General features: G+C 63.3%; 21 protein-coding genes. 14 read left to right on the plus strand and 7 right to left on the minus strand.

Annotation, left to right across the window (positions count from 1 at the left end; translation table 11 throughout):
- The first annotated feature begins 301 nt into the window (after positions 1-301).
- Positions 302-1,198, plus strand: a complete 897-nt coding sequence (locus C444_RS03525; RefSeq protein WP_004590990.1) for a GAF domain-containing protein — start codon at positions 302-304, stop codon at positions 1,196-1,198.
- Between the two features lie 549 nt (positions 1,199-1,747).
- Positions 1,748-2,542, plus strand: coding sequence for a DUF7260 family protein (locus tag C444_RS03530; protein ID WP_004590991.1), 795 nt, complete (start codon positions 1,748-1,750; stop codon positions 2,540-2,542).
- A gap of 41 nt (positions 2,543-2,583) precedes the next feature.
- Here C444_RS03530 and C444_RS03535 read toward each other — a convergent pair whose 3' ends face one another.
- Positions 2,584-3,588 carry a phosphate uptake regulator PhoU gene (locus C444_RS03535; RefSeq protein WP_004590993.1) on the minus strand — a complete coding sequence of 335 codons (1,005 nt, stop codon included), beginning with the start codon at positions 3,586-3,588 and terminating at the stop codon, positions 2,584-2,586.
- A 331-nt stretch (positions 3,589-3,919) separates the two neighbouring features.
- Between C444_RS03535 and C444_RS03540 the strand changes: the two genes are divergently transcribed.
- Genes C444_RS03540 through thiE form a run of 7 tightly spaced genes read left to right on the plus strand, consistent with a single transcriptional unit; the run spans position 3,920 to position 12,260 of the window.
- Positions 3,920-5,071 (plus strand): substrate-binding domain-containing protein, encoded by a 1,152-nt coding sequence (locus C444_RS03540; RefSeq protein ID WP_004590995.1) that lies wholly within the window; start codon positions 3,920-3,922, stop codon positions 5,069-5,071.
- Between the two features lie 59 nt (positions 5,072-5,130).
- Positions 5,131-6,252 (plus strand): phosphate ABC transporter permease subunit PstC, encoded by a 1,122-nt coding sequence (gene pstC, locus C444_RS03545; protein WP_004590997.1) that lies wholly within the window; start codon positions 5,131-5,133, stop codon positions 6,250-6,252.
- On the plus strand, positions 6,249-8,903 hold the full coding sequence (gene pstA / locus C444_RS23025; RefSeq protein ID WP_004590998.1) for a phosphate ABC transporter permease PstA: 2,655 nt from the start codon (positions 6,249-6,251) through the stop codon (positions 8,901-8,903). The genes pstC and pstA overlap by 4 nt, the downstream gene beginning before the upstream one ends.
- Positions 8,896-9,837, plus strand: a complete 942-nt coding sequence (gene pstB / locus C444_RS03555) for a phosphate ABC transporter ATP-binding protein PstB (protein WP_004590999.1) — start codon at positions 8,896-8,898, stop codon at positions 9,835-9,837. The genes pstA and pstB overlap by 8 nt, the downstream gene beginning before the upstream one ends.
- 3 nt (positions 9,838-9,840) lie before the next feature.
- A complete protein-coding gene (gene phoU, locus C444_RS03560; protein WP_004591000.1) occupies positions 9,841-10,518 on the plus strand; it encodes a phosphate signaling complex protein PhoU in 678 nt (225 codons plus the stop codon).
- 2 nt (positions 10,519-10,520) lie between these two features.
- Complete coding sequence (locus tag C444_RS03565) at positions 10,521-11,582, plus strand: phosphate uptake regulator PhoU (protein WP_004591001.1); 1,062 nt, start codon at positions 10,521-10,523, stop codon at positions 11,580-11,582.
- A gap of 42 nt (positions 11,583-11,624) precedes the next feature.
- Positions 11,625-12,260, plus strand: a complete 636-nt coding sequence (gene thiE, locus C444_RS03570; RefSeq protein ID WP_004591002.1) for a thiamine phosphate synthase — start codon at positions 11,625-11,627, stop codon at positions 12,258-12,260.
- Between the two features lie 51 nt (positions 12,261-12,311).
- On the opposite strand, the gene C444_RS03575 is transcribed toward thiE, so the two are convergent.
- Together C444_RS03575 and C444_RS03580 are read right to left on the minus strand one after the other, a co-directional pair.
- Positions 12,312-12,611 carry a hypothetical protein gene (locus C444_RS03575; RefSeq protein ID WP_004591003.1) on the minus strand — a complete coding sequence of 100 codons (300 nt, stop codon included), beginning with the start codon at positions 12,609-12,611 and terminating at the stop codon, positions 12,312-12,314.
- Between the two features lie 76 nt (positions 12,612-12,687).
- Positions 12,688-12,942, minus strand: a complete 255-nt coding sequence (locus C444_RS03580; RefSeq protein WP_004591004.1) for a glutaredoxin family protein — start codon at positions 12,940-12,942, stop codon at positions 12,688-12,690.
- 84 nt (positions 12,943-13,026) lie between these two features.
- Here C444_RS03580 and C444_RS03585 point away from each other — a divergent pair, with 84 nt between their 5' ends.
- The 3 genes from C444_RS03585 to C444_RS03595 all read left to right on the plus strand — a co-directional run bounded on the left by C444_RS03585 (position 13,027) and on the right by C444_RS03595 (position 15,944).
- Positions 13,027-13,968: an oxidoreductase gene (locus C444_RS03585; RefSeq protein ID WP_004591005.1), complete on the plus strand. Its 942-nt coding sequence runs from the start codon at positions 13,027-13,029 to the stop codon at positions 13,966-13,968.
- An 83-nt stretch (positions 13,969-14,051) separates the two neighbouring features.
- On the plus strand, positions 14,052-15,128 hold the full coding sequence (locus tag C444_RS03590) for a hemolysin family protein (protein ID WP_004591006.1): 1,077 nt from the start codon (positions 14,052-14,054) through the stop codon (positions 15,126-15,128).
- A 39-nt stretch (positions 15,129-15,167) separates the two neighbouring features.
- Positions 15,168-15,944, plus strand: a complete 777-nt coding sequence (locus tag C444_RS03595; RefSeq protein WP_004591007.1) for a hypothetical protein — start codon at positions 15,168-15,170, stop codon at positions 15,942-15,944.
- A 5-nt stretch (positions 15,945-15,949) separates the two neighbouring features.
- Here the strand turns inward: C444_RS03595 and C444_RS03600 are convergent, their stop codons facing one another.
- A complete protein-coding gene (locus C444_RS03600; RefSeq protein ID WP_004591008.1) occupies positions 15,950-16,252 on the minus strand; it encodes a cupin domain-containing protein in 303 nt (100 codons plus the stop codon).
- Positions 16,253-16,450: 198 nt separating this feature from the next.
- Here C444_RS03600 and C444_RS03605 point away from each other — a divergent pair, with 198 nt between their 5' ends.
- Positions 16,451-16,630, plus strand: coding sequence for a ribbon-helix-helix protein, CopG family (locus C444_RS03605; RefSeq protein WP_004591009.1), 180 nt, complete (start codon positions 16,451-16,453; stop codon positions 16,628-16,630).
- A 28-nt stretch (positions 16,631-16,658) separates the two neighbouring features.
- Here C444_RS03605 and C444_RS03610 read toward each other — a convergent pair whose 3' ends face one another.
- From C444_RS03610 to C444_RS03620, 3 genes are all read right to left on the minus strand, one after another.
- Positions 16,659-17,894, minus strand: a complete 1,236-nt coding sequence (locus tag C444_RS03610; RefSeq protein ID WP_004591010.1) for an MBL fold metallo-hydrolase — start codon at positions 17,892-17,894, stop codon at positions 16,659-16,661.
- Between the two features lie 409 nt (positions 17,895-18,303).
- Positions 18,304-18,609 (minus strand): hypothetical protein, encoded by a 306-nt coding sequence (locus C444_RS03615; protein WP_004591011.1) that lies wholly within the window; start codon positions 18,607-18,609, stop codon positions 18,304-18,306.
- 213 nt (positions 18,610-18,822) lie between these two features.
- Positions 18,823-19,683 carry a sulfurtransferase gene (locus tag C444_RS03620; RefSeq protein WP_004591012.1) on the minus strand — a complete coding sequence of 287 codons (861 nt, stop codon included), beginning with the start codon at positions 19,681-19,683 and terminating at the stop codon, positions 18,823-18,825.
- Positions 19,684-19,945: 262 nt separating this feature from the next.
- Here C444_RS03620 and C444_RS03625 point away from each other — a divergent pair, with 262 nt between their 5' ends.
- On the plus strand, positions 19,946-20,746 hold the full coding sequence (locus C444_RS03625) for a sulfurtransferase (protein WP_049909078.1): 801 nt from the start codon (positions 19,946-19,948) through the stop codon (positions 20,744-20,746).
- Positions 20,747-20,755: the final 9 nt, after the last annotated feature.

The following is a 20,755-nucleotide window of genomic DNA, read 5'->3' on the forward strand; positions in this document are numbered from 1 at the left end:
TCATACTGCGCCGTTTTGTTAACTATTTCCATATTGCGAACGCTACCGCTTTCTCCCCCATATTATTCGCATTATGTGAACACTATTCGCAAGTACTGTCAGCACTCCCCCGTTGACCGCGAGTAATCGACTGTCCGAATCTGCAAAATGGTAATACATTTGACTATATTGACTGGTCGGACCAACACGCCGACCGGAATGTCAATTGTATCCCGATTTACCGCAGACGGTTCCGAATGCAATGTGGACACGCGATACGAAAGTTTTTAATTGGGGACTGTGTGAGTTCTTGGCAAGAAAGATGGGCAACAACCGAGACCGACAGCCGTTGGAGCCTCTGAACGAAGCGCAGTGTCTGGAACTGTTGTCGAGCATCCAGCGGCTTACCGGCGTCGGTATGTGGGCCCACGATGTGGCGACCGAGGAGACCTGGTGGAGCCGACAGGCCAAGGAAGTCCACGGTCTCGATCCGAACCAGGAGTTCGCTTTCGGTGAGCTCGTTGCCCGGTATACGGACACCGACGCGGAAGCGGTGCTGGGGCTCTTTGCCGACGCGATATCAGACACCGAACCGTTCTCTGTGGATGTGGCACTCACCGGGGCGGGAACGACTGAGCGGTCGATCAGGCTACACTGTGAGCCGCGTCAATCGGCAGACGGGAAACTACGGTTGTACGGGACCGTCCGAGATATTACCGACGTGAAGCGGCGCGAACAGCGCATCGAGGTGCTCCGGAAGACGAGCCAAGAACTCCGTTCCGTGAGTTCGCGACAGGACGTGGCTGAGATTATCGCCGACGCCGCGAAGAATATCCTCGGACTGGTCAACACGACGGTTCGCCTGGTCGATACCGACGACGAACTCCTTCGAACGGTCGTCGCGACCGAGGAGTGCTTAGAGCGGGCCGGTGATCGCCCCGACTATTCCGTCGGCGAGGCAACACCCGCTGCACGGACGTTCCGAACGGGTGAACCCGAACTCCACGCGGATCACGAACTGACCGAGGACGATCACAACCGTGGGGATCTCCAGTCGGGACTGTACGTCCCGATCGGTGAACATGGCGTCCTCAGCGCCGGCGACGTCGTCGTCGACGCGTTCGCGGAACACGACCTCGAGGCCGCGGGATTGCTGGGCCAACTGGGCGCGGAAGCCATCACGCGCATCGGCTGGGTCAAACGGTCGAGAGCGGTTTGAGGTCGTTCGAATCGAGCGGCCCAACTGCATCATATGGTGGTAGTGTCCGAGTTTCGAGTAGACGGATGATGTTACTCCCTACCGACGAGCGTCATATGTAATCCAGACCGAAAAGACCCCCTATTTGGATATTCTAATCACATATATGGGATATTTAGATTAAAATTGGGTAGAAACAACTCTAGATATCAGAATTTAGCATTTAAAATGATATAAAAGAGCTTGTAATACCAAATCCACCACCAAACTCTCCCTACGTGGGTCAGACGGTTGTCGCTCTCACATCTATCTCTGCTAGAATGTCTGTGCTCTCTGATGGATGCAACTGAATGCGTCAGAAGGTACAAGTGGAGGGTTCGACGAGAATCTCTCCGTTAGGACCCGCTTTCTCGACCACCGCACTGAATCCCCGCTGGATTAGCCGAACCTACTCGGCTTGGTTCCGTCGGGACCGATTGCCCTGTCATGCTACCCACCGCTACCACATACTATATAGACAACATAGAAAATATCTATATCGGCCGTTTCGAAGAACACTCCGACTAACCCGTGTCTCATACTGACGGCCCTGAGACGAGCCACCCTCGCATCGAAACCGCCCTCACTGTTGTCGAACGCGAAACCGAGTGCATCGAGGCCGAGCTGACGGCATTCAGACGCTTCCGGTCGCGTGTCCGATCAATCGAACCGGCCTCGCCAGCGGCCGGCGGCGTCGACACGATGGGCGGCGGCGCGGCGTCGATGCTGGCGACGGCAACGGAACCCGACGCTGGCCTGCGTGCCGTCCGGGAAGCCTATCGAGAGACGGTCATGGCGGTACCGCACTTCGAAGCTGAGTACGACGACTCGCTGGAAGCGAACATGTCGATGGAGTTCGGGCCGGAACTCGGCATGCAGATCGCGACGGGACCGCACCTGACCCCGCAGTTGTACGAGGCACTGCTGACCGCAAGTGAGGGGGCACGCGACGAACGTGAGACGCTGCTCCCGGCACTCGAACGCGAACGGGAGTCGTTACAGTCAGTGCGAGCGACACTCGACGACTGTGAACGCCGCGGGGCCGCACTCGGCGCGAACGCACGCCGAACGACTGACGCAGCCCGTCTCGACAGCATCGACGCGCAGCTCGCCGAAATCGAAGCCGACTGCGAGGCGGCGGCAGCGACCCGCCAACACCAACTCCACAGCCGGTCGGCCGCCGCCCTCTCAGGCGTTGATGAGACCAGTCTCGTTCGGTATCTCTACGACGGTTGTCCAGTGACGTGTCCGGCGCTCGCTGACACCATCGCCTGCCTCGACACGATCAGGCGGCATCGTCGTCACTGCATCGTCTCGACGAGCTAAGGCCACGGAACGACTGTCTATAGTTTTCGCACTGCCGACGGTCAGGACTGCGGTCGCGGCGCGGCCTTCTGGAGCGCGCTCTCGGCGATGTTGCCGCCGTAGTCGGCGGTCCGGGACAGGGAGTCGACGATGAGGCCCAGTACCTGTGCGCTCTGTGGGTCGAACTCACGGATCTGGCCGTCGACTTCGCGGGCGGTTCCGTCGACGTCAGGGATCTGGCTCCGGGCCTCGTTTGCCAGTTCGACGGCTTCGTCGGAGTCCTCGGTCAACAGCGCATCCATCGCGGTTTCGGGGACGGCAATAGCCTCGGCTTCCAGTTGATCGAGGAGATTGGCAGTTTCGCCGGTGATTTCACCGATCTCCTGAGAGAGGCTGGCGATCTTGGTCGCGTGGTCGGCGATACGCTCAAGCTGGCGGGCACTGGACTGGAAATCGAACACGGTCTCGCGCGGGAAACCGATCTCGTCAGCTGTCGTCGGGTTTCGGAGGACAGTGCGAAACACGCGCGAAACCATGTACCAGAGCCGGTCGACGTCGTCGTCGCGTTGCATCACGTCCGCCGCGAGGTCGTCGTCGTCCTCGATGAGCGCCTCGACGGCATCGGAGAGCATCGTCAGCGAAACCAGTCGCATTCGTGTGATCGCGTTGTGGACCGACAGTTCCGACGAATCGAGCAGGTCCTGCAGGACGACCCGGTCGGTCGTCTCCTCGATCATCTCTAAACCGACCAGTCCCTGGGTCGCATCGCGGATGATGCGACGCTGTTCGGCCGTTATCCGAGTCGCTTCGAGCTGGATGATGTCGAAGCCGCTGACGTACATCGTCATCACCGCCCGCGTGAGTTCGTGCCTGTTTTCGAGTCCCTCCACGTCGAGACTGCCTTCCACGCGGCCGTTGTCCCGCTGTGGAGCGAGCAACAGCAGGTCCCGTTCAGCGTGGAATTCGACGACGCTGCCCGCGCTCACGTCGTTTTCTGTCGCCCACTCTTTGGGTAGTGAGACGGTGTATGTCGACCCGCCCGTCACCTGGACCTTGCGTGTCTCCATGTGACTGCCACTCGTTCACGGGATGATATAAATCCACTCATATCTATATACTATATTGGGACTCTAATATTTGGGGACATATTTCCCGGCTGAGCGTCGATTTTTCGACGATATTCGCCGGTACAGGTGAGTTAAACGGCTGAAAAGCTACACCGAGGGCATTCATCCACATGTAGTGTATTCGGGGCGCTAAAGGCATAATGACAACGTATTCGCTGATATATGCCTGCCAGTTTGTGGGTGTTTAGCATACTAGATATATATAGTAATAACCCAATAGATATAGCTATCTTAGCAGATTACTTATTACCTGTCTCGCTGGACTCTGGTGATGGCGCACGATTCAGACGGGCTGGCAGAGTTCGTATCGCGGCGGAAATTCATCGCAACGACAGGTGCGACCAGCATCGCTGCAATCGCCGGCTGTTCCAGTGGCAGCGGCGACTCCGAGTCGGACGGGAGTTCCGGCGAGAGTGCGGACACCGAGGCGGTGTCGACGGAGATGGAAGCGACCGAAAGCACCGACGAGGGCGGTAGCTCCGGCGGTACCACCGCACTCGAATCCGGCGGCTCCTCGACGGTGTACCCCATCGCGAACACGGCGGCCTCCTACTGGAACGCCAACCGGCCGGCCAGCGACACCGAGTACTGGCCCCACGGCGAGTACGACATCGACACGGAACAGAATCTCGCCGACTACTGGGCTGGGCTCTACGGGTTCGATGCCGGCGGTGAGGACGGCCCGCCGTTCCAGTTCACAGTCGGCCTTTCCCACTCCGGGACCGGCGTCGAGAAGGTCATGAACGGCCAGAACGACATCGGCAACTCCTCCGGGAACGTCGAGGACGAACTGCCGGACCGTGACTCCTACGAGCAGTTCGTCGACCACGTCGTCGGCGTGGACGGCCAGCCGCTGGTCGTCTCCCAGGAGATCGCCGACGCCGGCGTCGAGAAGATCACCGGTGACCAGCTCAAGGGCCTCTACAAGGGCGAAATCACCAACTGGAGCGAACTCGGTGGTCCGGACCGCGAGATTCAGGTGCTCGGCCGCGTCAAGGGCTCCGGGACGCGGACCTCCTTCGTCTCCAACGTCTTCGGTAACCCTGAGGAAGATACCTCCGTCGCCAACCGCTACGGCCAGAACCAACGCCTCGCACAGGCCATCGCACAGGCCGACAACGCCATCAGCTACCTCGCGCTGGCGTTTATCGACACTGACGGCCTGGCACCCGTCGGACTGGAGTGGGAAGGGACGACCTACAGCTACCAGGACGACGAGAACGGTCTGGACTCGAAGGCCTACCCACTCTCGCGTGACCTCCACATGTACACGTGGGAAGGCACCTCGGAGAAAGAGGCCGCAGTCATCAACATGATTCTGTCCGACTTCGGTCAGGACACCTTCGTCGCGCCGAACAACTACTTCAAGCTCGGCAAGCGCCGGAAGGAAGAGCAGCGCGCGAAGCTCCCTGATCAGGTGTAATCGACCGCAACCGAGAATAGTCGAACGACTGTCGACCGTGTCGGTCGATTTTCCATACTATGACAGAGGACATACCTACGACGGAAGGCGAGGCGGTGTCGAGCGGGGACAGAGCCGATGGGTCGACGCTCGCCGTCGGCGCAATAGCGACGACGCTGGTGGCGACGATTCTCGTCTTCCTGTTTCGGCCGGCCCTTGCGTTGCCCATGCTGCTGGCGTTCGTGTTCGTCACGGCGGTCGGCTGGGTCACCTATCAGGCCGAGGTTGCACGCCTGCTCACGCTGGTCGCGACTATCCTCACGGTGCTGACCGTCGCGTTCATCACGTTCTTCCTGTTCGCGAGCGCGCTGCCGGCGTTTCTCGAACACGGGACTGGATTGCTACTGATTCCGGAACAGGGCGGGGAGGCCCGCTGGTTCTTCTGGCTCGAAAACGTCTTGCCGTCTGATCCGACGTACTGGAACCCGCTTAGCGGGGCCTACTCGCTGATACCGATGATCTGGGCGACGGTGGTCGTCACCGTCATCGCAGGCGCGGTGGCGGGGCCGCTCGGCCTGTTCGGCGCGCTGTTCATCGCCGAGGTCGCCAGCGACCGCCTGCGGGAGCTCATCAAGCCCGGCGTGGAGATTCTGGCCGGCATCCCCTCTATCGTCTACGGGTTCATCGGGTTTCAGGTGCTGAACGGCTTCATCCAGACGAACTTTCTCGACGACGGGGCGAGCTTCCTCATCGCCGGCATCGTCGTGGGCGTGATGGCGCTACCGACGGTCGTCTCCGTCGGCGAGGACGCCCTCTCCAGCGTCCCCCAGTCGATGGGTGACGGCTCCGTCGCCATGGGCGCGACCGAGTGGCAGACGATGAAAAGTATCTCCATCCCGGCGGCGTTCTCGGGCATCTCGGCGGCCGTCATTCTCGGTCTGGGCCGGGCCATCGGCGAGACGATGGCCGTCGCCGCGATCATGGCCTCGGGGACGCAGTTCGCCGACCCACTGTTCGACATCTTCGACGCGAACGCGACGCTGACCAGTCTGATCGCGACTCAGTACGGGAGCGCGTCCGAGAGCACCGTCGACGTGCTGTTCGTCGCCGGCGTCATGCTGTTCGTCATCGTTGCCGGGATGAGCATCGTCTCGCAGTACATCGAGCGACGCATGCAGCGGAAACTGAAGGGGCAACAATGAGTGACGCCTACGCGACGACGGACCGACTCGTCAGTGCCGACTCGAACGTCTACGACAGAGGGCTCGATACGGCAATCGCGCTGAGCGTCATCGGCTTCACGCTCGGGCTCGTCACGCTCGTGAACCTGGTCCCGCCCGGTGCCAGCGGCAGTGCCCTCACCACGGCGCTTGGGACACTGCTTGCTGTCGTCGTTGGGGCAGTCGGAATCACCGGCCTCGCCTCCTACACCAACGTCGTCCCGGTCACCTCACAACGAGTGCGCGGCATCGGGCTGGGCCTCGTCGTCTCGACGCTTGCGTTGACCGCGCTTGCCGCGGTCCTTCCGGTGACGATGGCGACGCTGCTTGGAATCGTGTTGCTGGCCGAAGCGCTGGCGATCACTGCCGCCGGTGTCTCCTCCCGGCTCGAACTCGTGGACACGGAACCAAACATGAGCGCCGGGCTCCTCTCCGGTGGCGCGCTCGGCGCGGTCGGTCTTGCTATGGGGGCCGCCGTCGGCGGTGCGCTCACCGGTTCCGGTTCGCTCCTGTGGCTCGTCGGGGCTGTCGTCGCCGGCGTCGGCCTGTTCCTGCTGGCGATTCTCCCCCGCGAGGACCTCGGTTCGACGCTCCCGACGGCTATCGTGGTCGGCGCGCTCGGGCTGACAATCGTGACCGGCACTATCGGTGTCGGCTGGCAGTGGAACCCGCAGACGCTCTCCGGTGGTTTCACCGGCGGCGCGGTCATCCCGGTGTTCCTCCTGGTCGGGACGCTCCTGTCGGCCTGGTCGGCCGCCAAGTGCCGGGCCGGGTTCGGCGCTCGTGGCCGCGAGTACGGGGCCTTCCTCGTTATCAACCTCAACGCCTTCCTGATGGTGGCCGTGATGGCGACAATCGTCGTGTTCGTGACGATCAAGGGCGTCGGCTACGCCGTCCACGGGCTCTCGGTCGGCGCGCTCACCGCACTGGTCCTCCTGACGCCAGCCCTTCTCGCCGCGGTCCAGTTCGCTCGCACACCTGCGGGCACGAACGACTGGAACGCCGGCGCTCGACAGCTGTTCCGGGTCCTCCCGCTGGCGGCGATCGGCGCGCTTGCCGCGATGTTTGCGAGCGTCCTCGTCACTGGGACCCCGTTACGCTATGCCTACGACTACACTGTTCAGGTCAACCGACAGGGGCAGGCCCTCGATACGGCAATCGCGGTGACGCCGGACACGTCCATCGGGACGCTGTTGCTCATCGCGCCGGCGCTACTGCTCGCAGTCACGTTCTTCCGGTCGTTCGGCTCGCTCCGCAACGTCGGGACGCAGTCCGAACGGGCCGACTCGGTTCGACAGGCTGTCCCGACCGTGGTGCTCGGACTGGTCGTTCTCATCGGCTTCTTCCTCGTGTTCGGCCCGGCTCCGTTCGGCTTCCCCCTCAACGAGACGCTTGCGTTCGCCGCCGTCGTCGCCGGATCGGTCGCCGCGGGCGGTCTAGCGGTCTCTCCGCTCGTCGGCGTGCTCGCAAGCGACGGGCCGACGTTGGCGGAGAGCGCACAGCGCGAGGCACCGCTGTTCACGCTGGGAGTGTTCGGTGGACTTGGGCTGCTACTGGCCACGCTGTTGCTCCAGCCAGTTGCCGGCATCAATCCGCGAGTCGGTCCGGTGAACCTCGTGCCTGCGGTCGCTCTCGGGGCCGCTGTCGCTTCGCTCGCACTGGCGACGCTCACGACTGTCGCAAAGCGGTCCAGCGAAGAGACGATCACCCGCCGGCTGCTCACCGAGGAGACGCGGCTCGGCCTCGTCGGCGCGGCCGGCTTCACCGCGCTCGTCGGCCTCCACGTGGCCGTTACCGGGACATCGTTCAACGTTCTCGGCGTCTCCATCGCCAATGAAGGGAGCCTCTCGTGGCCGATGGTGATGCAGGCCTACATTCCGCTGGGGGCCGAGCCTGGCGGTATCATGCCTGCCATCATCGGCACAGTGTGGCTGGTCGTCGGCGCGACGCTGTTCGCGGTCCCGCTCGGGGTCGGTGCGGCGGTGTTCCTCACCGAGTACGCCGAACAGGGCCAGTTCACCGCGCTCGTCGAAATCGCGACGAACGCGCTCTGGAGCACGCCGAGCATCGTCTTCGGCCTGTTCGGGGCGGCGTTCCTGATTCCCCGGTTGGGCGGCGACGAGTCCCTGCTGGCCGGGATGCTGGTACTCGGCTTCATGCTCCTGCCGCTGGTACTCATCACCTCGCGGGAGTCCATCAAGGCCGTCCCCGACGAGTACCGGGACGCCAGCGCAGCGCTGGGTGTGACCCAGTGGGAGACGATCAAGAGCGTCGTCCTGCCGGCGGCGATGCCGGGGGTCATCACCGGCGTCATCCTCGGCGTCGGCCGCATCGCTGGCGAGACCGCCCCGCTCATACTCGTACTCGGGTCGACGCTGAACGCGACGGCGGCGGTCGATGTCATCGATGGCTTCCGCTTCGTCTCGGGACCGCCCTTTATCGCCAACGACGCCTTGCTGACGGCCTCGGCGTCGCTCCCGACGCAGGTGTGGGCCGTCATCGCGGCCGGGGTGTCGGGGTCGCCACAGATGGGGTGGGCGACGGCGTTTATCCTGCTGATGGTCGTGCTGACGTTCTACGCGGTCGGTATCACGGCGCGGACGTACTTCCGGAGGAAACTCAACTATGAGTGATAGCATCAACACGGAGACGAGCACGGACACGGAAACGAACGGCGAGCAGACGGTCACGACCGCCTCGCCAAGCGCCGAGACGACGGCCGGCGAGAGCGACGAGCGGGTCCGCGAGGAGTGGCGGCAGTACGAGTTCGCTGGCGACGCGAAGCTCTCGGTCGAGAACCTCGACGTCTGGTACGGCGACGACCACGCGCTGAAAGACGTCTCGATGGAGATCCCCGAGAACAGCGTCACGGCGCTCATCGGCCCGTCCGGGTGTGGTAAGTCGACGTACCTGCGGTGTCTGAACCGGATGAACGACCGCATCAAGGCCGCCCGCATCGACGGCTCGGTCGAACTGGAAGGCACCGAGATCTACGACCCCAACGCCAACCTCGTCGAACTCCGCAAACGCATCGGGATGGTGTTCCAGTCGCCGAACCCGTTCCCGAAATCCATCCGGGAGAACATCTCATACGGTCCCCGCAAGCACGGCGACATCAACAAGGGCCTGCTCGCACGCCTGTTCGGCCGTGACGACACCGAAAAAGAAGGGGCACTCGTCGAGCGCTCGCTGAAACAGGCCGCGCTGTGGGACGAGGTCAGCGACCGTCTCGACGACAACGCACTCGGGCTCTCCGGCGGCCAGCAACAGCGGCTCTGTATCGCCCGCTGTCTGGCCGTCGACCCCGAGGTCATCCTGATGGACGAGCCGGCGTCGGCGCTTGACCCGATCGCCACGTCGAAAATCGAGGACCTCGTCGAGGAGCTGTCGAAGGACTACACGGTCGTCATCGTCACCCACAACATGCAGCAGGCGGCCCGTATCTCCGACCAGACTGCTGTGTTCCTCACTGGTGGCGAACTCGTCGAGTACGACGACACGGACAAGATCTTCGAGAACCCCGAGAGCCAGCGCGTCGAGGACTACATCACCGGCAAGTTCGGGTGACCCATGTCGCGCGAGTCGTACCAGCAACTGCTGGACGAACTCCGGGAGCACGTGGTCGAGATGGGCGACCTCGTCGTCGAGCGACTCGAAGCGGCGCTCACTGCGCTCCGGACCGTCAACCGGGAGATGGCGCAGTCTGTCATCGACGGCGACGACGACATAAACGAGCTGTATCTGGCCCTCGAAGCCGACTGCATCGACCTCTTTGCCCTCCAGCAGCCGGTCGCGACCGACCTCCGATTTATCGCCGCCTCGTTCAAGATTATCACTGACCTCGAACGCATCGCGGACCTCGCCACGAACCTCGCAGCGTACGCACAGTCCGCCGACCGTCGACTCACACCCGAGGTCGACGTCGATACGATCGGCCGCGAAGCCACTGAGATGGTCGAGCGCAGTATCGACGCCTACGAACGGGAAGATATCGAGGAATGCCGCGATATCGCGGCTGACGACGACGCGCTTGACGCGCTCTGTCAGCGGGCCAGCGAAACCGTCGCCCGGGACCTCATCGAACGAGAGGCCGACACGAACGACGGCTGGGCGGTCGAGCAACTACTCGACGACGTGTCCCGACTTCTGTTGACGGTGCGGGACCTCGAACGGGTCGGCGACCACGCTGTCAACATCGCGGCACGCACCCTGTATATGGTCGAAACTGATTCGGAACTCATCTATTAACCATGGAAACCCGAAAGATACAGACTGTCGGCGGCGGCACGTACACCGTTTCGCTGCCGAAAGAGTGGGCCGAATCGGAGAACTGTACGGCCGGGACGACGGTGAACCTCCACACGCACATCGACGGGCTACTGGTGATTCAGACCCCCGAGTCCCGGACGTCAGCGCGGAACCGCGTTACGCTCGAAGCCGGGACTGACGACCCGGCCGAGATCGAGCAGTTGCTTCGGGCAGCCTACGCCGCCGGCGTCGAGTCCGTCGCCCTCGAAGTCCCCGATGGCTACACCGACGAACAATTTCAGGCCATCGAACGCGTCACCCGGAACCTGACCGGTGTAACCATCGCCGAAGAGACCGAAACGCAAGTGACGGTCCAGACGTTGCTCGACGCGGGCGAAGTGTCGGTCAGGCAGTCGGTTCGCCAGCTCCAGTTCGTCGCCCTGTCGATGCATCGGGACGCGATGGCTGCCCTCACAACCGGAACGAACAGCGACCGGTGGGACGACCGCGACGAGCAGGCCGACCGGCTGTACGCCATGATCGACCGCTACTTCGAGCGGGGACTGGCACGGCTCGACGAGATCGACGCGCTCGGGCTGACGCGCCCCGAACTGTTCACCCTCTGGGGAACCGCGAACGAACTCGAACGCGTGGCCGACCACGCCGAGCGAATCGGGACTGTCGCCGACCAGCTCGACGACCGGCCCGACGAGTGCATCCTCACAGCCCTCGAAGATATCGCTCAGGAAGTCCGCACCGTCGTCGAGGACGCTGTCCGTGTCATCATCGGCGACGCCTGCATCGCTACTGCTCGACAGACGCTAGCCGCGCGCCGGGCCGTACGCCAGCGGATAACCAGTCTCGACCGCCAACTGTTCGAATCGGGTGACGCCGACTACCGGCTCACTCGCGCCCTCGATAGCCTCGCCAGAACGGCGGAACACGGCGGGAACATCGCCGAGTTCGGGCTTCGGATGGCCGTCCGCGACGGCGCGCTCACGGCTGACAAAGCCGACACTGACGAGGCAAACACGCCGAGTTCAACAGCCGAAACGGAGTCCTGACGAACGCAAAGCACACAAGGGCCATCGGTTCGGAGACTCGCTATGGTCGACTGGGATGTGTACCTCGTCACGCAGGCGTCACTCTCGGCGGGTCGGACAACCGACGAAATCGTCGCGGACGCGATCGACGGCGGTGTCGGTGTCGTCCAGCTCCGCGAGAAGGACCGGACCGCACGCGAACGCTACGAACTCGGTCTGGAACTTCGGGAACGGACCCGCGAGGCCGGCGTCACGTTCGTCGTTAACGACCGTATCGACCTCGCACAGGCCCTCGACGCCGACGGCGTCCACCTCGGCGACGACGACCTTCCCGTTCCCGTCGCGCGGGAGCTTCTGGGTGACGACGCGCTCATCGGGCGCTCGGTCTCGACTGTCGAAGACGCCCAGGAAGCGGCGTCGGCGGGTGCGGACTACCTCGGTGTCGGCGCGGTGTTTGCCACTGGTTCGAAAGACGATATCGACGACGAGGAGTACGCCATCGGCACTGATCGCGTCGCTGCTATCGCCGAGGCAGTGGATGTCCCATTCGTCGGCATCGGCGGCATCACTGCCGAGAACGCTCCCGAGGTCGTCGACGCCGGGGCCGACGGTGTGGCTGTTATCACCGAGATTACGAGGGCTGATGACCCGGCAGCGGCGACGGAAGCGTTACACAGCGCTGTCGAGCAAGGGCGATAGCACCGGCTTCCAGTGGTAGCCGCCGAGACGGACCGGGTTCCACGGCCAGTCTCAGATACCGAGAAGGTCGGGCGCGACGAAGACTGCACCGACGAGGCAGAGAAACATGAGAATCGCGACCGAGCGCAAGACGCCGGCTATCTGCTGCCTGCGCTTTGGCAACGCCTCTGCAATGCCCGCTAATCCGGTTCCGACGATCATCGCGAGTAACCAGTTGGCTGGGACAAGGCCGTCGGTAACCCAGGCGTACACGTAGAGCCCGGAGAAGACGAGCGACCCAGCGAAGTGGACGAGTGCAACCCGGGGCCCGGACGGTTCGCTGAACACGGCGTCGCTGATACTGGAGGGCATCGGCGGTACCGTGATTCCCAGAGGTGATAAGTTGTGGCGATAGGTCCGAAGGGGGCCTGTCGGAACCCCGAAGCCGCTACGCCGACTGCTGCAGTTTCTCGCGTAACTGTCGCTCGGTGACGTGGTACTTGAACGCCGGTGAGCCGTCGACGAAGACGTAGGGCACGCGCTCGCCGTACTCCTCGCGGAGGTCGGGGTCTTCATCGACGTCGACGAGGTCCAGCGCGATGGCGACCCCCTCATCGTCGGCGACCCGCTCGATTGTCTCGATGGCCTCCTCACAGAGGTGGCAGTCCTCCCGCGTGTAGACGGTGACCGGTACGTCGCTCATCACTGGAACACGGGGGCGACGGCATAAGACTCTCACTCTCTCGCCGTCGATGGGTTTCAGTGTCTTGCGCCCGTAATTGTGCCAATGACAGGCTGGACTATCGAAGATATGCCCCCGCTGACGGACCGAACCGTGGTCGTGACTGGCGCGAACAGCGGGCTGGGACTCGAAGGGTCGAAGGCGTTCGCTCGCAGGAGTGCAACGGTGGTGATGGCCTGCCGGAGCGTCGAACGCGGTGAATCGGCCGCCGAAGAGATCCGCGAGGCCGTTCCGAACGCGACGCTCGATGTCCGGGAGTGTGACCTGGCCGACCTGTCGAACGTCGCGTCGTTCGCCGACGGCCTCCGGGACGACTACGACGCCGTCGACATTCTCTGTAACAATGCCGGCGTCATGGCGATTCCCCGGAGCGAGACGGCCGACGGTTTCGAGACGCAGTTCGGCGTCAACCATCTGGGCCATTTCGCCCTGACCGGGCATCTGCTGGACCTCCTTGGGGCCGCCGACGGCGAATCCCGAATCGTCACGCAGTCCAGCGGCGCGCACGAGATGGGCGAAATCGACTTTGATGACCTCCAGCGCGAGCGCTCCTACGGGAAGTGGTCGGCGTACGGCCAGAGCAAGCTCGCAAACCTCCTCTTTGCTTACGAACTCCAGCGTCGGCTGGGCAACCACGGCTGGGACAACGTGCTAAGCGTCGCCTGCCACCCCGGCTACGCCGACACCGATCTCCAGTTCCGCGGGCCGCGGGAGATGGGGTCGACGCTGCGGACCGCGGCCATGGGCATTGCCAACGCCGTGCTCGCCCAGTCCGCCGAACAGGGCGCGCTGCCGATGCTGTACGCCGCGACCGCTTCGGACGTGATCGGCGGCGAATACGTCGGGCCCGGCGGCCTGTTCGACATGCGCGGCTCGCCCGAGTTCCAGCAGTCGAACGATGCGTCACGCGATGAGGAGACCGCCGAGCGGCTCTGGGCGGTCTCGACCGACCTCACTGGCGTCGAATACGACTTCGAACGCATCTGAGAACGGCTGGCGGTGCTGCTGCGACGCGAGCGGAGCCTGTAATCCCCACTTTTTCACCGCCGGAACGTGAACCCCGCCGGCACATGCAACCAGTCGAGATCGCGGTCAGGCTGCTTGCAGGGGTCGCCCTGATCCTCGCCAACGGCTTCTTTGTCGCCATCGAGTTCGCGTTGACGAGAGCCAGACAGTACGCCGAGTCGGAGTTCGACGAACCCGGCCTCCGTCGCGCCTGGGAGATGACCGACGATCTGGAGATCTATCTCACCAGTTGTCAGGTCGGCATCACCGCCTCCAGCATCGCCGTCGGTATCATCGCCGAGCCGGCGCTCGCGGCCATCTTTGAGCCCTACTTCGAGTCGTCGGTCCTGGCCGGTGTCGGCCTCGGCGGCGCAATCGCCTTCCTCCTCATCAACCTCGTCCATCTGACTCATGGCGAGCAGACGCCGACGTATCTCGGTGTCGAGCGCGCGAAGTTCGTCTGTCGGTACGGCGCGACGCCGCTGTACTACTTTGCCAAGCTCATCTCGCCGATTATCGCCGTCGGTGACGGGGTCGCAAAGTGGACGCTGGGGTTGTTCGGCGTCGAGATGTCCGGCGCGTGGCTCGAAGCTGAAGTCGATAGCATCGAGTCACGGGGCGAGCTGCGAAACGAACTCGGCTCCGTTCTGGACCGCGGCGACGTATCCGACGAGCGCCGCGAAGAGGTCCTCTCCGCGTTCCGTGTCGGCGACCGCGAAGTCGGCGAAGTGATGATTCCCCGGGAAGACATCGTCGCGCTATCACCCACCGACGACGACGCGACCAACGCCGAGCGGATCGCCGAGACGCCTCACACCCGCTATCCGCTCGTCGGCGAGACGCTCGAAGATTTCCTCGGCATCGTCTACATCCCCGCGCTCGTCGACGAGCGTGAGGAGCAGGCCGGTGACGGTGGTCTGCTTGACCGCATCGACCTCGAAGCCGTCGCCTCGCCCCCAATGACGATGTCGCCGGACACGACCGTCAGCGACGCCATCGACCAGTTCCAGGCCGAGCGCCAGGAACTCGCGTTCGTCCTCGAAGACGGCGCGGTTGTCGGGCTGGTGACGGTCACAGACTTGCTCGAAGAAGTCGTCGGCGACATCCAGGACCCGATGGACGCCGAAGCCGGCGTCGCTTGACGCTGAAAGCATATACCGGTTGGCCGGCAACCGACGACTATGCCCTCCCGCCGGACCGTCCTCGGGACCGTCGCCTGTACGCTCGTTCCCGGCTGTTCCCGATTCGGTACCCCGTCCACACAGGAAGCGACACCGACCCCAGCCCCAGTAGCACTGTCACCGGTCGACGCCGCGGCAGTACCCCACACAGCGACCGTCGGCATCTTTTCCGAGACGACTACAGAACTCGACGCTGCTACCCGCAATGTCCCGGCAGACGTAACAGACCACGAGTGGGCGCGCGTGCTTCACGAGTTCGACTGCGTCGCGTTCGACGGGTCGACGTACGCAGTCGTCGAGCGGACCAGCGGGTCCGGCGGGTACGTCAAAGAGTACAGTGTGAGCGAAGTCGACGACCCCGGAAACGAGTCGACAGTTCGCGTGGCAGACCTCCCGGACAGCCACCGCCGCGCCGCTCTCGACGCGATTGCAGCGGGAGAACACCACTACGACTCCGACGTGGGTGGCTTTGAGCCAACCAGTTCGGTGTACGCCTACAACGGATCGCACTACGTGTTCTCGCTTGAGATCACCGGCGACAAGCCGGTCGTAGTCACGTATTCGGTCGAACAGGCGGACGGCGACCGGTGTGTAACGCTCGAACCGCTATCTATCACCGCTGCCGACGCAGGATTCGATACCCCTCGCCAGCCGGAGGCGGCGTCTACCGTCACTGGCGATGCTGCCCACACGCTCGCTGCCGCGGACGTGACGTTCGTGGTTTGGGGCAGCACTTGCTACGAACTGTCCATCCCCGCCGACGGCACCGAGTCCTGAGACCGCTATCGCGGCGGCGTGTAGAAGTTGACCGTCTCCAGCGGCTCGGCCCCGTCGTTTTCGATGCCGTGGCGCTCGCCGGCCTCGATGCGGACGAGGTCACCGGCTTCCACCCGGTGGGTCTCACCGTCGACAGTGACGACGCCGGTACCGCTGACCACGAACAGCCACTGGTCGCTGGCAGCGTGATCGTTCTCAGGGCCGCCGACGCTCCGGCCGGGCTCGACAGTCATCTCTGCGGCCTGTGCCTCCGAAGTCTCCATGACGACCTCGAAGTAGCGGTCGAAACCGAGATGCGCCTGCTCCATACGTGTGTCTCCGGTTGCGTCATGGAATCGTTTTCGGGGGTGTGGCCGTGTAGCGACCCGCTCACGAACTGCGAATACGGCAGGCCTCGGAACCGGACCAAGGTCCAGACCCATTCTCCTGATAGCCTCTGTCACGCGACTGACCGACGGCTGTCTGACGAGGATATATTTCTCTGGCCGTCCAACTCCCCGTAATCAATGGACGAAGCGTTTCTGGACCTCGAATCTATTGAGGTCGAACTGGACGAGGAGTTGCTTGATGCGATTGACGACAAGGCGTTCGCCGACCACCGCGACAACCGGGACGCCGCAATCCGCGACCTGCTCGACGAGTGGCTGAAACAGCGTGCCACCGAAGGCGCGGACGAGCGTGACTGAGCGGGACCGAGATCACCTGTATGACTGGCTACCGGAGGGCCACGGTTGCGCCTAACTCAGGCGCTGTCGCGTCGTAGCCGTCCTCGCGGAGCGTGGCTGCAAACGCCTCGCAGCGGTCGCCGTGATTCACGAGTACCGGCGTGTCACGGTAGCTATCGAGGTATGCCAACAGCCCATCCCGGTCAGCGTGTGCGGAAAAGTCGTACTGCTCGACGCGTGCGCTGACCGGCATAATCCGGCCGTCTATCTCGGCGCTGCCCGTCTCCAGCAGGTCCCGGCCCGGCGTCCCCTCGACCTGATACCCGGTCATCGTGATCTTGTTCATCGGATTGCCGCGGATTTCGGGGATATACGTCATCGCCGGGCCGCCCGAGAGCATCCCGCTGGTGGTGACGATTGCCGCCTTTTGGTCGGTGATGCGCTTGCGCTGGCCGTCCTTGCCCGTGACGAACCGTGCGTGGGACTTCGCCCGCTGGAGCGCATCCGCGTCTCGAACGAACTCGGGGTACTGCCCGAGCATCTCGGTCACCTGTTTCCCCATCCCGTCGACGTAACACGGGATGTCGTGTGCTTCACAGACGAGCAGCATCTCCTGCGTTCGGCCGATGGCGAAGGCGGGCACGACGACGGTGCCGCCCTCCCAGAGCGTCGTCTCAACGCTCTCGACGAACCGCTCCTCGACCGTGTCTCGGGGTTCGTGGTCAACATCGGAATAAGTGCTCTCACAGATAATCGCATCCGCGTCCGGACGGGCCGTCGTCCCAGAGACGAGACGCTGGTCGTCGGTGTGGAAATCGCCCGTGTACAGCAGTCGGGTGTCGCCGTCGTCGACGAGGACGTGCGCGCTCCCCGGGATGTGGCCGGCGTTGTAAAATGTGACCTCATAGCCGGCGGCCTCGAACGAGTCGCGGTAGCCGTGGGTCTCTGACACCTGCGTGACTCGCTTGACGTTCGTCTCGGTAAAGGGACAGTTGACAGTGCCCCCGTGGAGCTTGAGTGTGTCCCGCGCGAGCGTCATCGCCAGTTCGTACGTCGGCGGCGTCCAGTGAATCGGGGGCCGTGCGTCGCCCGACACCAGCGCCGGGATGGTTCCGACGTGGTCGAGGTGGCCGTGTGAGACGACGACGGCGTCTGGCGACGGCGTCCGCACCGGGAACTGTGGCGGCGAGTCGGTCAACATTCCGAAATCCAGCAGCAACGACTCGTCGATGAGAACGGCGCTCCGGCCAATCTCACCCGCCCCGCCGAGAAACTGCACATCCATTATCGGGACGGACGCATCGCGCCCGTTTCCGTTCGTCGGTTCTGACTGACTCGTGCCGGTAGCCGCCGGGACGGCGTCATATCTATGAACCAGAACACGACGATATCTGGACGTTCCATGGCTATGAGTCGTCAGAAAGCTGCTTTCGGATCTGGTATTGTGTGAAGATAACACATCGACTGGGCAGTGTTATCACGCTAGCATAAACAATTATTATACTCGGGGCTCATTGTTTACTTGTCATGGCGACACGCCAGCAACCCCCGACGACGTACCACACGTGCAGTTGCGGTGAGGAGTTCGACACGACGGAGGAACTCCTCGAACACGCACGAGAGGCACACGGGCTTAGCGTACACTGACTGGCGTCGCGCCGTTTTTCGAACGCAGAAATTCCGACAGCGACAGGTCAGGATGTCTTGTCGATGTCCTGTCGCACGCTGAACCGCGCGTAGCCGCCGTGTGAGAGGTCAAGTGCACCCAGCCACCAGTTCCATCGCTCGGCGAGTTGATAGTCCTCGGGCGCGTCCGCGAGGTTGTCGATCACATCTTCAACGGTCAGCTCCGCCCCGAAGTCGGTCACGAACTGGTCCGACTCCGAGAGGTCCCGCGCCTGTCTGGCGACGACCGTAACGATATCCGGGTCGGCGTCGAAGGCGTCGCGGAGTTCCCGTTCGAGTTCCGTTCGGTCCACACCCGGGTGTAGGACGTGCATCTGACTTGAATGTACGGTTGGGCGGCAAACGTGTTTCTCAAAGCTAGCTGTTCGGACGGTCCCCTCCTTCGAATGCAGTTGCTATAGCCCACCGAAGCGCGCCACAAAAATTCGAGAGTATGTCTACTGCGCTCTCGCTTAGTCGTCCGCTTCGCCCTTCTCCGCGGCTCCCGCGTGGTCGCCGCTTCGATTCGAAGCTTCGTGCGCTCTCGCTTACTCAGCTTCGCCTTTTTCGATAGGCGCACCAACCAGATTGCCCCATTCGGTCCAGGAGCCATCGTAGTTGATGGTGTCGTCGTAGCCCAGCAGTTCGTGCAGGGCGAACCAGGCGACAGAGGAGCGCTCACCGATGCGGCAGTAGGCGACCGTCGTGGAGTCGCCGTCGATGCCGTACTCGGCGTAGAGCTCTTCGAGTTCGTCGTAGTCCTTGAACGTCCCGTCGTCGTTGGTGACGGCCGCCCAGGAGATGTTCTGTGCGCCGGGCACGTGGCCGCCGCGCTGAGCGGTCTCTTGGAGTCCAGGGGGTGCGAGGATCTCGCCGGAGAACTCCTCAGGCGAGCGAACGTCGACGAGCGGCAGTTCGCGCTCGATGGCGTTCTCGACGTCCTCTCGGTAGGCGCGGATGGACTCGCGCGGGCCGGAGGCTTCGTATTCGACCGCGGAGAACTCGGGCACTTCGTCGGTGAGTTCGTAGTCGTTCTCGACCCAGTACTCGCGGCCGCCGTCGAGCAGCTTCACGTCGTCGTGACCGTAGTACTTGAACTGCCAATATGTGTAGGCAGCGAACCAGTTGGAGTTGTCACCGTAGAGAACGACTGTCGAGTCCTCGCTGATGCCGTGGGCACCGAGCAGGTCCTCGAAGTCGTCCTTGTCGAGGATGTCTCGCGTGGTCTGGTCCTGGAGGTCCGTCTCCCAGTTGAAGCCGATCGCGCCGGGCACGTGACTCTCGTCGTACAGTTCCGTGTCGACGTCCACCTCTACCAGTCGGTGGGCGGGGTCGTCGCTCTGGAACTCGTCCAGATGCTCGCTGACCCAGTCGGCCGAGACGAGCACGTCGTTAGCGTATTCAGTCATAGTGCATCGAAGCGTAAGTCTACCAGACATATATTACCACGACTTTCGGCATGTTCGGCCACTCATCCACCCTGGCGGCATATATTACCCCTATTTGGCGGGGGCGAAAGACGTCGTTCCAGCGGTGGACGGAATACGCGCCATGGAGTACCATGTCCGAACCGGCTCGGCCTGTTCTCCCGTAAGAACGAGCAATATTTGCAACCACCTTCGACCGGAGGCGATGAGAGCGTTCAAGCGGCCGGAGCGGCAACCCATGACAATGACTGATTTCGTCTCCGCGGAGTGGGTGGTGAGCCAGGGCGAGAGTATCCGAATCGTCGACGTGCGCGACGCCTGGGAGTACGACGGCCTCGGCCACCTCCCGAGTGCGGTGAGTGTGCCCTTCGATTCGTTCCGGGCGGACGAACACGGTGTGGAGTCCGACGCCGACGCTGGCGACGGGATGCTTCCCGACGAAGACGATTGGGCACAGTTGCTTTCGGAGGCCGGCGTCTCCCCGGAGAGCAACATCGTCGCGTACGACGACCACCACGGCGTCTTCGCCGCGCGCTTCCTCGTCACGGCCGAACTGTTCGGCCACGACCCCGACCGGCTCCACCTCCTCGACGGCGACTTCTCCAGTTGGCAACTGGAGCGGGAAACATCGAGCGAGTCGCCGGTCGTCGAACCGACCGACTACGGGGTGGCACGTCCCGATTCGACGCCGCTGGTCGGCCCGGACGCGGTCGCTGATGCCGCGGACGACCCTGACGCAGTGCTGGTCGACACACGTGAGGAAGGAGAGTACGACGAGGGCCACATCCCCGGTGCGGTCCTGCTGGACTGGCGGAACCTCGTCGACGACGAAACGCGGGGCCTGTTGCCCCGAGACGAGGCGCTATCAGTCCTCGAAAATGCGGGCATCGTCCCCGACAAACGCGTCGTCCTCTACTGTAACACCGCCCGTCGCATTAGCCACACCTACGTCGTCTTGCGGCATCTCGGCTTCGAGCAGGTGGATTTCTACGAAGGGAGTCTCACCGAATGGGAGGCACAGGGACGGCCGCTGGAGACCAATTGAATCGGCATC

The organism is Haloarcula japonica DSM 6131, from assembly GCF_000336635.1.
In the GTDB taxonomy this organism is placed as follows: Archaea; Halobacteriota; Halobacteria; order Halobacteriales; family Haloarculaceae; genus Haloarcula; species Haloarcula japonica.

Bases quoted from the DNA above. Each gene is read 5' to 3' on its own strand.
- C444_RS03595 (WP_004591007.1), top strand. From the start codon at position 15,168: ATGCCCTCCCGCCGGACCGTCCTCGGGACCGTCGCCTGTACGCTCGTT.
- C444_RS03600 (WP_004591008.1), bottom strand. From the start codon at position 16,252: ATGGAGCAGGCGCATCTCGGTTTCGACCGCTACTTCGAGGTCGTCATG.
- C444_RS03590 (WP_004591006.1), top strand. From the start codon at position 14,052: ATGCAACCAGTCGAGATCGCGGTCAGGCTGCTTGCAGGGGTCGCCCTG.
- C444_RS03610 (WP_004591010.1), bottom strand. From the start codon at position 17,894: ATGGATGTGCAGTTTCTCGGCGGGGCGGGTGAGATTGGCCGGAGCGCC.
- C444_RS03625 (WP_049909078.1), top strand. From the start codon at position 19,946: ATGACTGATTTCGTCTCCGCGGAGTGGGTGGTGAGCCAGGGCGAGAGT.
- thiE (WP_004591002.1), top strand. From the start codon at position 11,625: ATGGTCGACTGGGATGTGTACCTCGTCACGCAGGCGTCACTCTCGGCG.
- C444_RS03535 (WP_004590993.1), bottom strand. From the start codon at position 3,588: ATGGAGACACGCAAGGTCCAGGTGACGGGCGGGTCGACATACACCGTC.
- C444_RS03605 (WP_004591009.1), top strand. From the start codon at position 16,451: ATGGACGAAGCGTTTCTGGACCTCGAATCTATTGAGGTCGAACTGGAC.
- pstC (WP_004590997.1), top strand. From the start codon at position 5,131: ATGACAGAGGACATACCTACGACGGAAGGCGAGGCGGTGTCGAGCGGG.
- C444_RS03565 (WP_004591001.1), top strand. From the start codon at position 10,521: ATGGAAACCCGAAAGATACAGACTGTCGGCGGCGGCACGTACACCGTT.
- pstB (WP_004590999.1), top strand. From the start codon at position 8,896: ATGAGTGATAGCATCAACACGGAGACGAGCACGGACACGGAAACGAAC.
- C444_RS03540 (WP_004590995.1), top strand. From the start codon at position 3,920: ATGGCGCACGATTCAGACGGGCTGGCAGAGTTCGTATCGCGGCGGAAA.
- C444_RS03585 (WP_004591005.1), top strand. From the start codon at position 13,027: ATGACAGGCTGGACTATCGAAGATATGCCCCCGCTGACGGACCGAACC.
- C444_RS03525 (WP_004590990.1), top strand. From the start codon at position 302: ATGGGCAACAACCGAGACCGACAGCCGTTGGAGCCTCTGAACGAAGCG.
- C444_RS03620 (WP_004591012.1), bottom strand. From the start codon at position 19,683: ATGACTGAATACGCTAACGACGTGCTCGTCTCGGCCGACTGGGTCAGC.
- C444_RS03615 (WP_004591011.1), bottom strand. From the start codon at position 18,609: ATGCACGTCCTACACCCGGGTGTGGACCGAACGGAACTCGAACGGGAA.
- C444_RS03580 (WP_004591004.1), bottom strand. From the start codon at position 12,942: ATGAGCGACGTACCGGTCACCGTCTACACGCGGGAGGACTGCCACCTC.
- pstA (WP_004590998.1), top strand. From the start codon at position 6,249: ATGAGTGACGCCTACGCGACGACGGACCGACTCGTCAGTGCCGACTCG.
- phoU (WP_004591000.1), top strand. From the start codon at position 9,841: ATGTCGCGCGAGTCGTACCAGCAACTGCTGGACGAACTCCGGGAGCAC.
- C444_RS03575 (WP_004591003.1), bottom strand. From the start codon at position 12,611: ATGCCCTCCAGTATCAGCGACGCCGTGTTCAGCGAACCGTCCGGGCCC.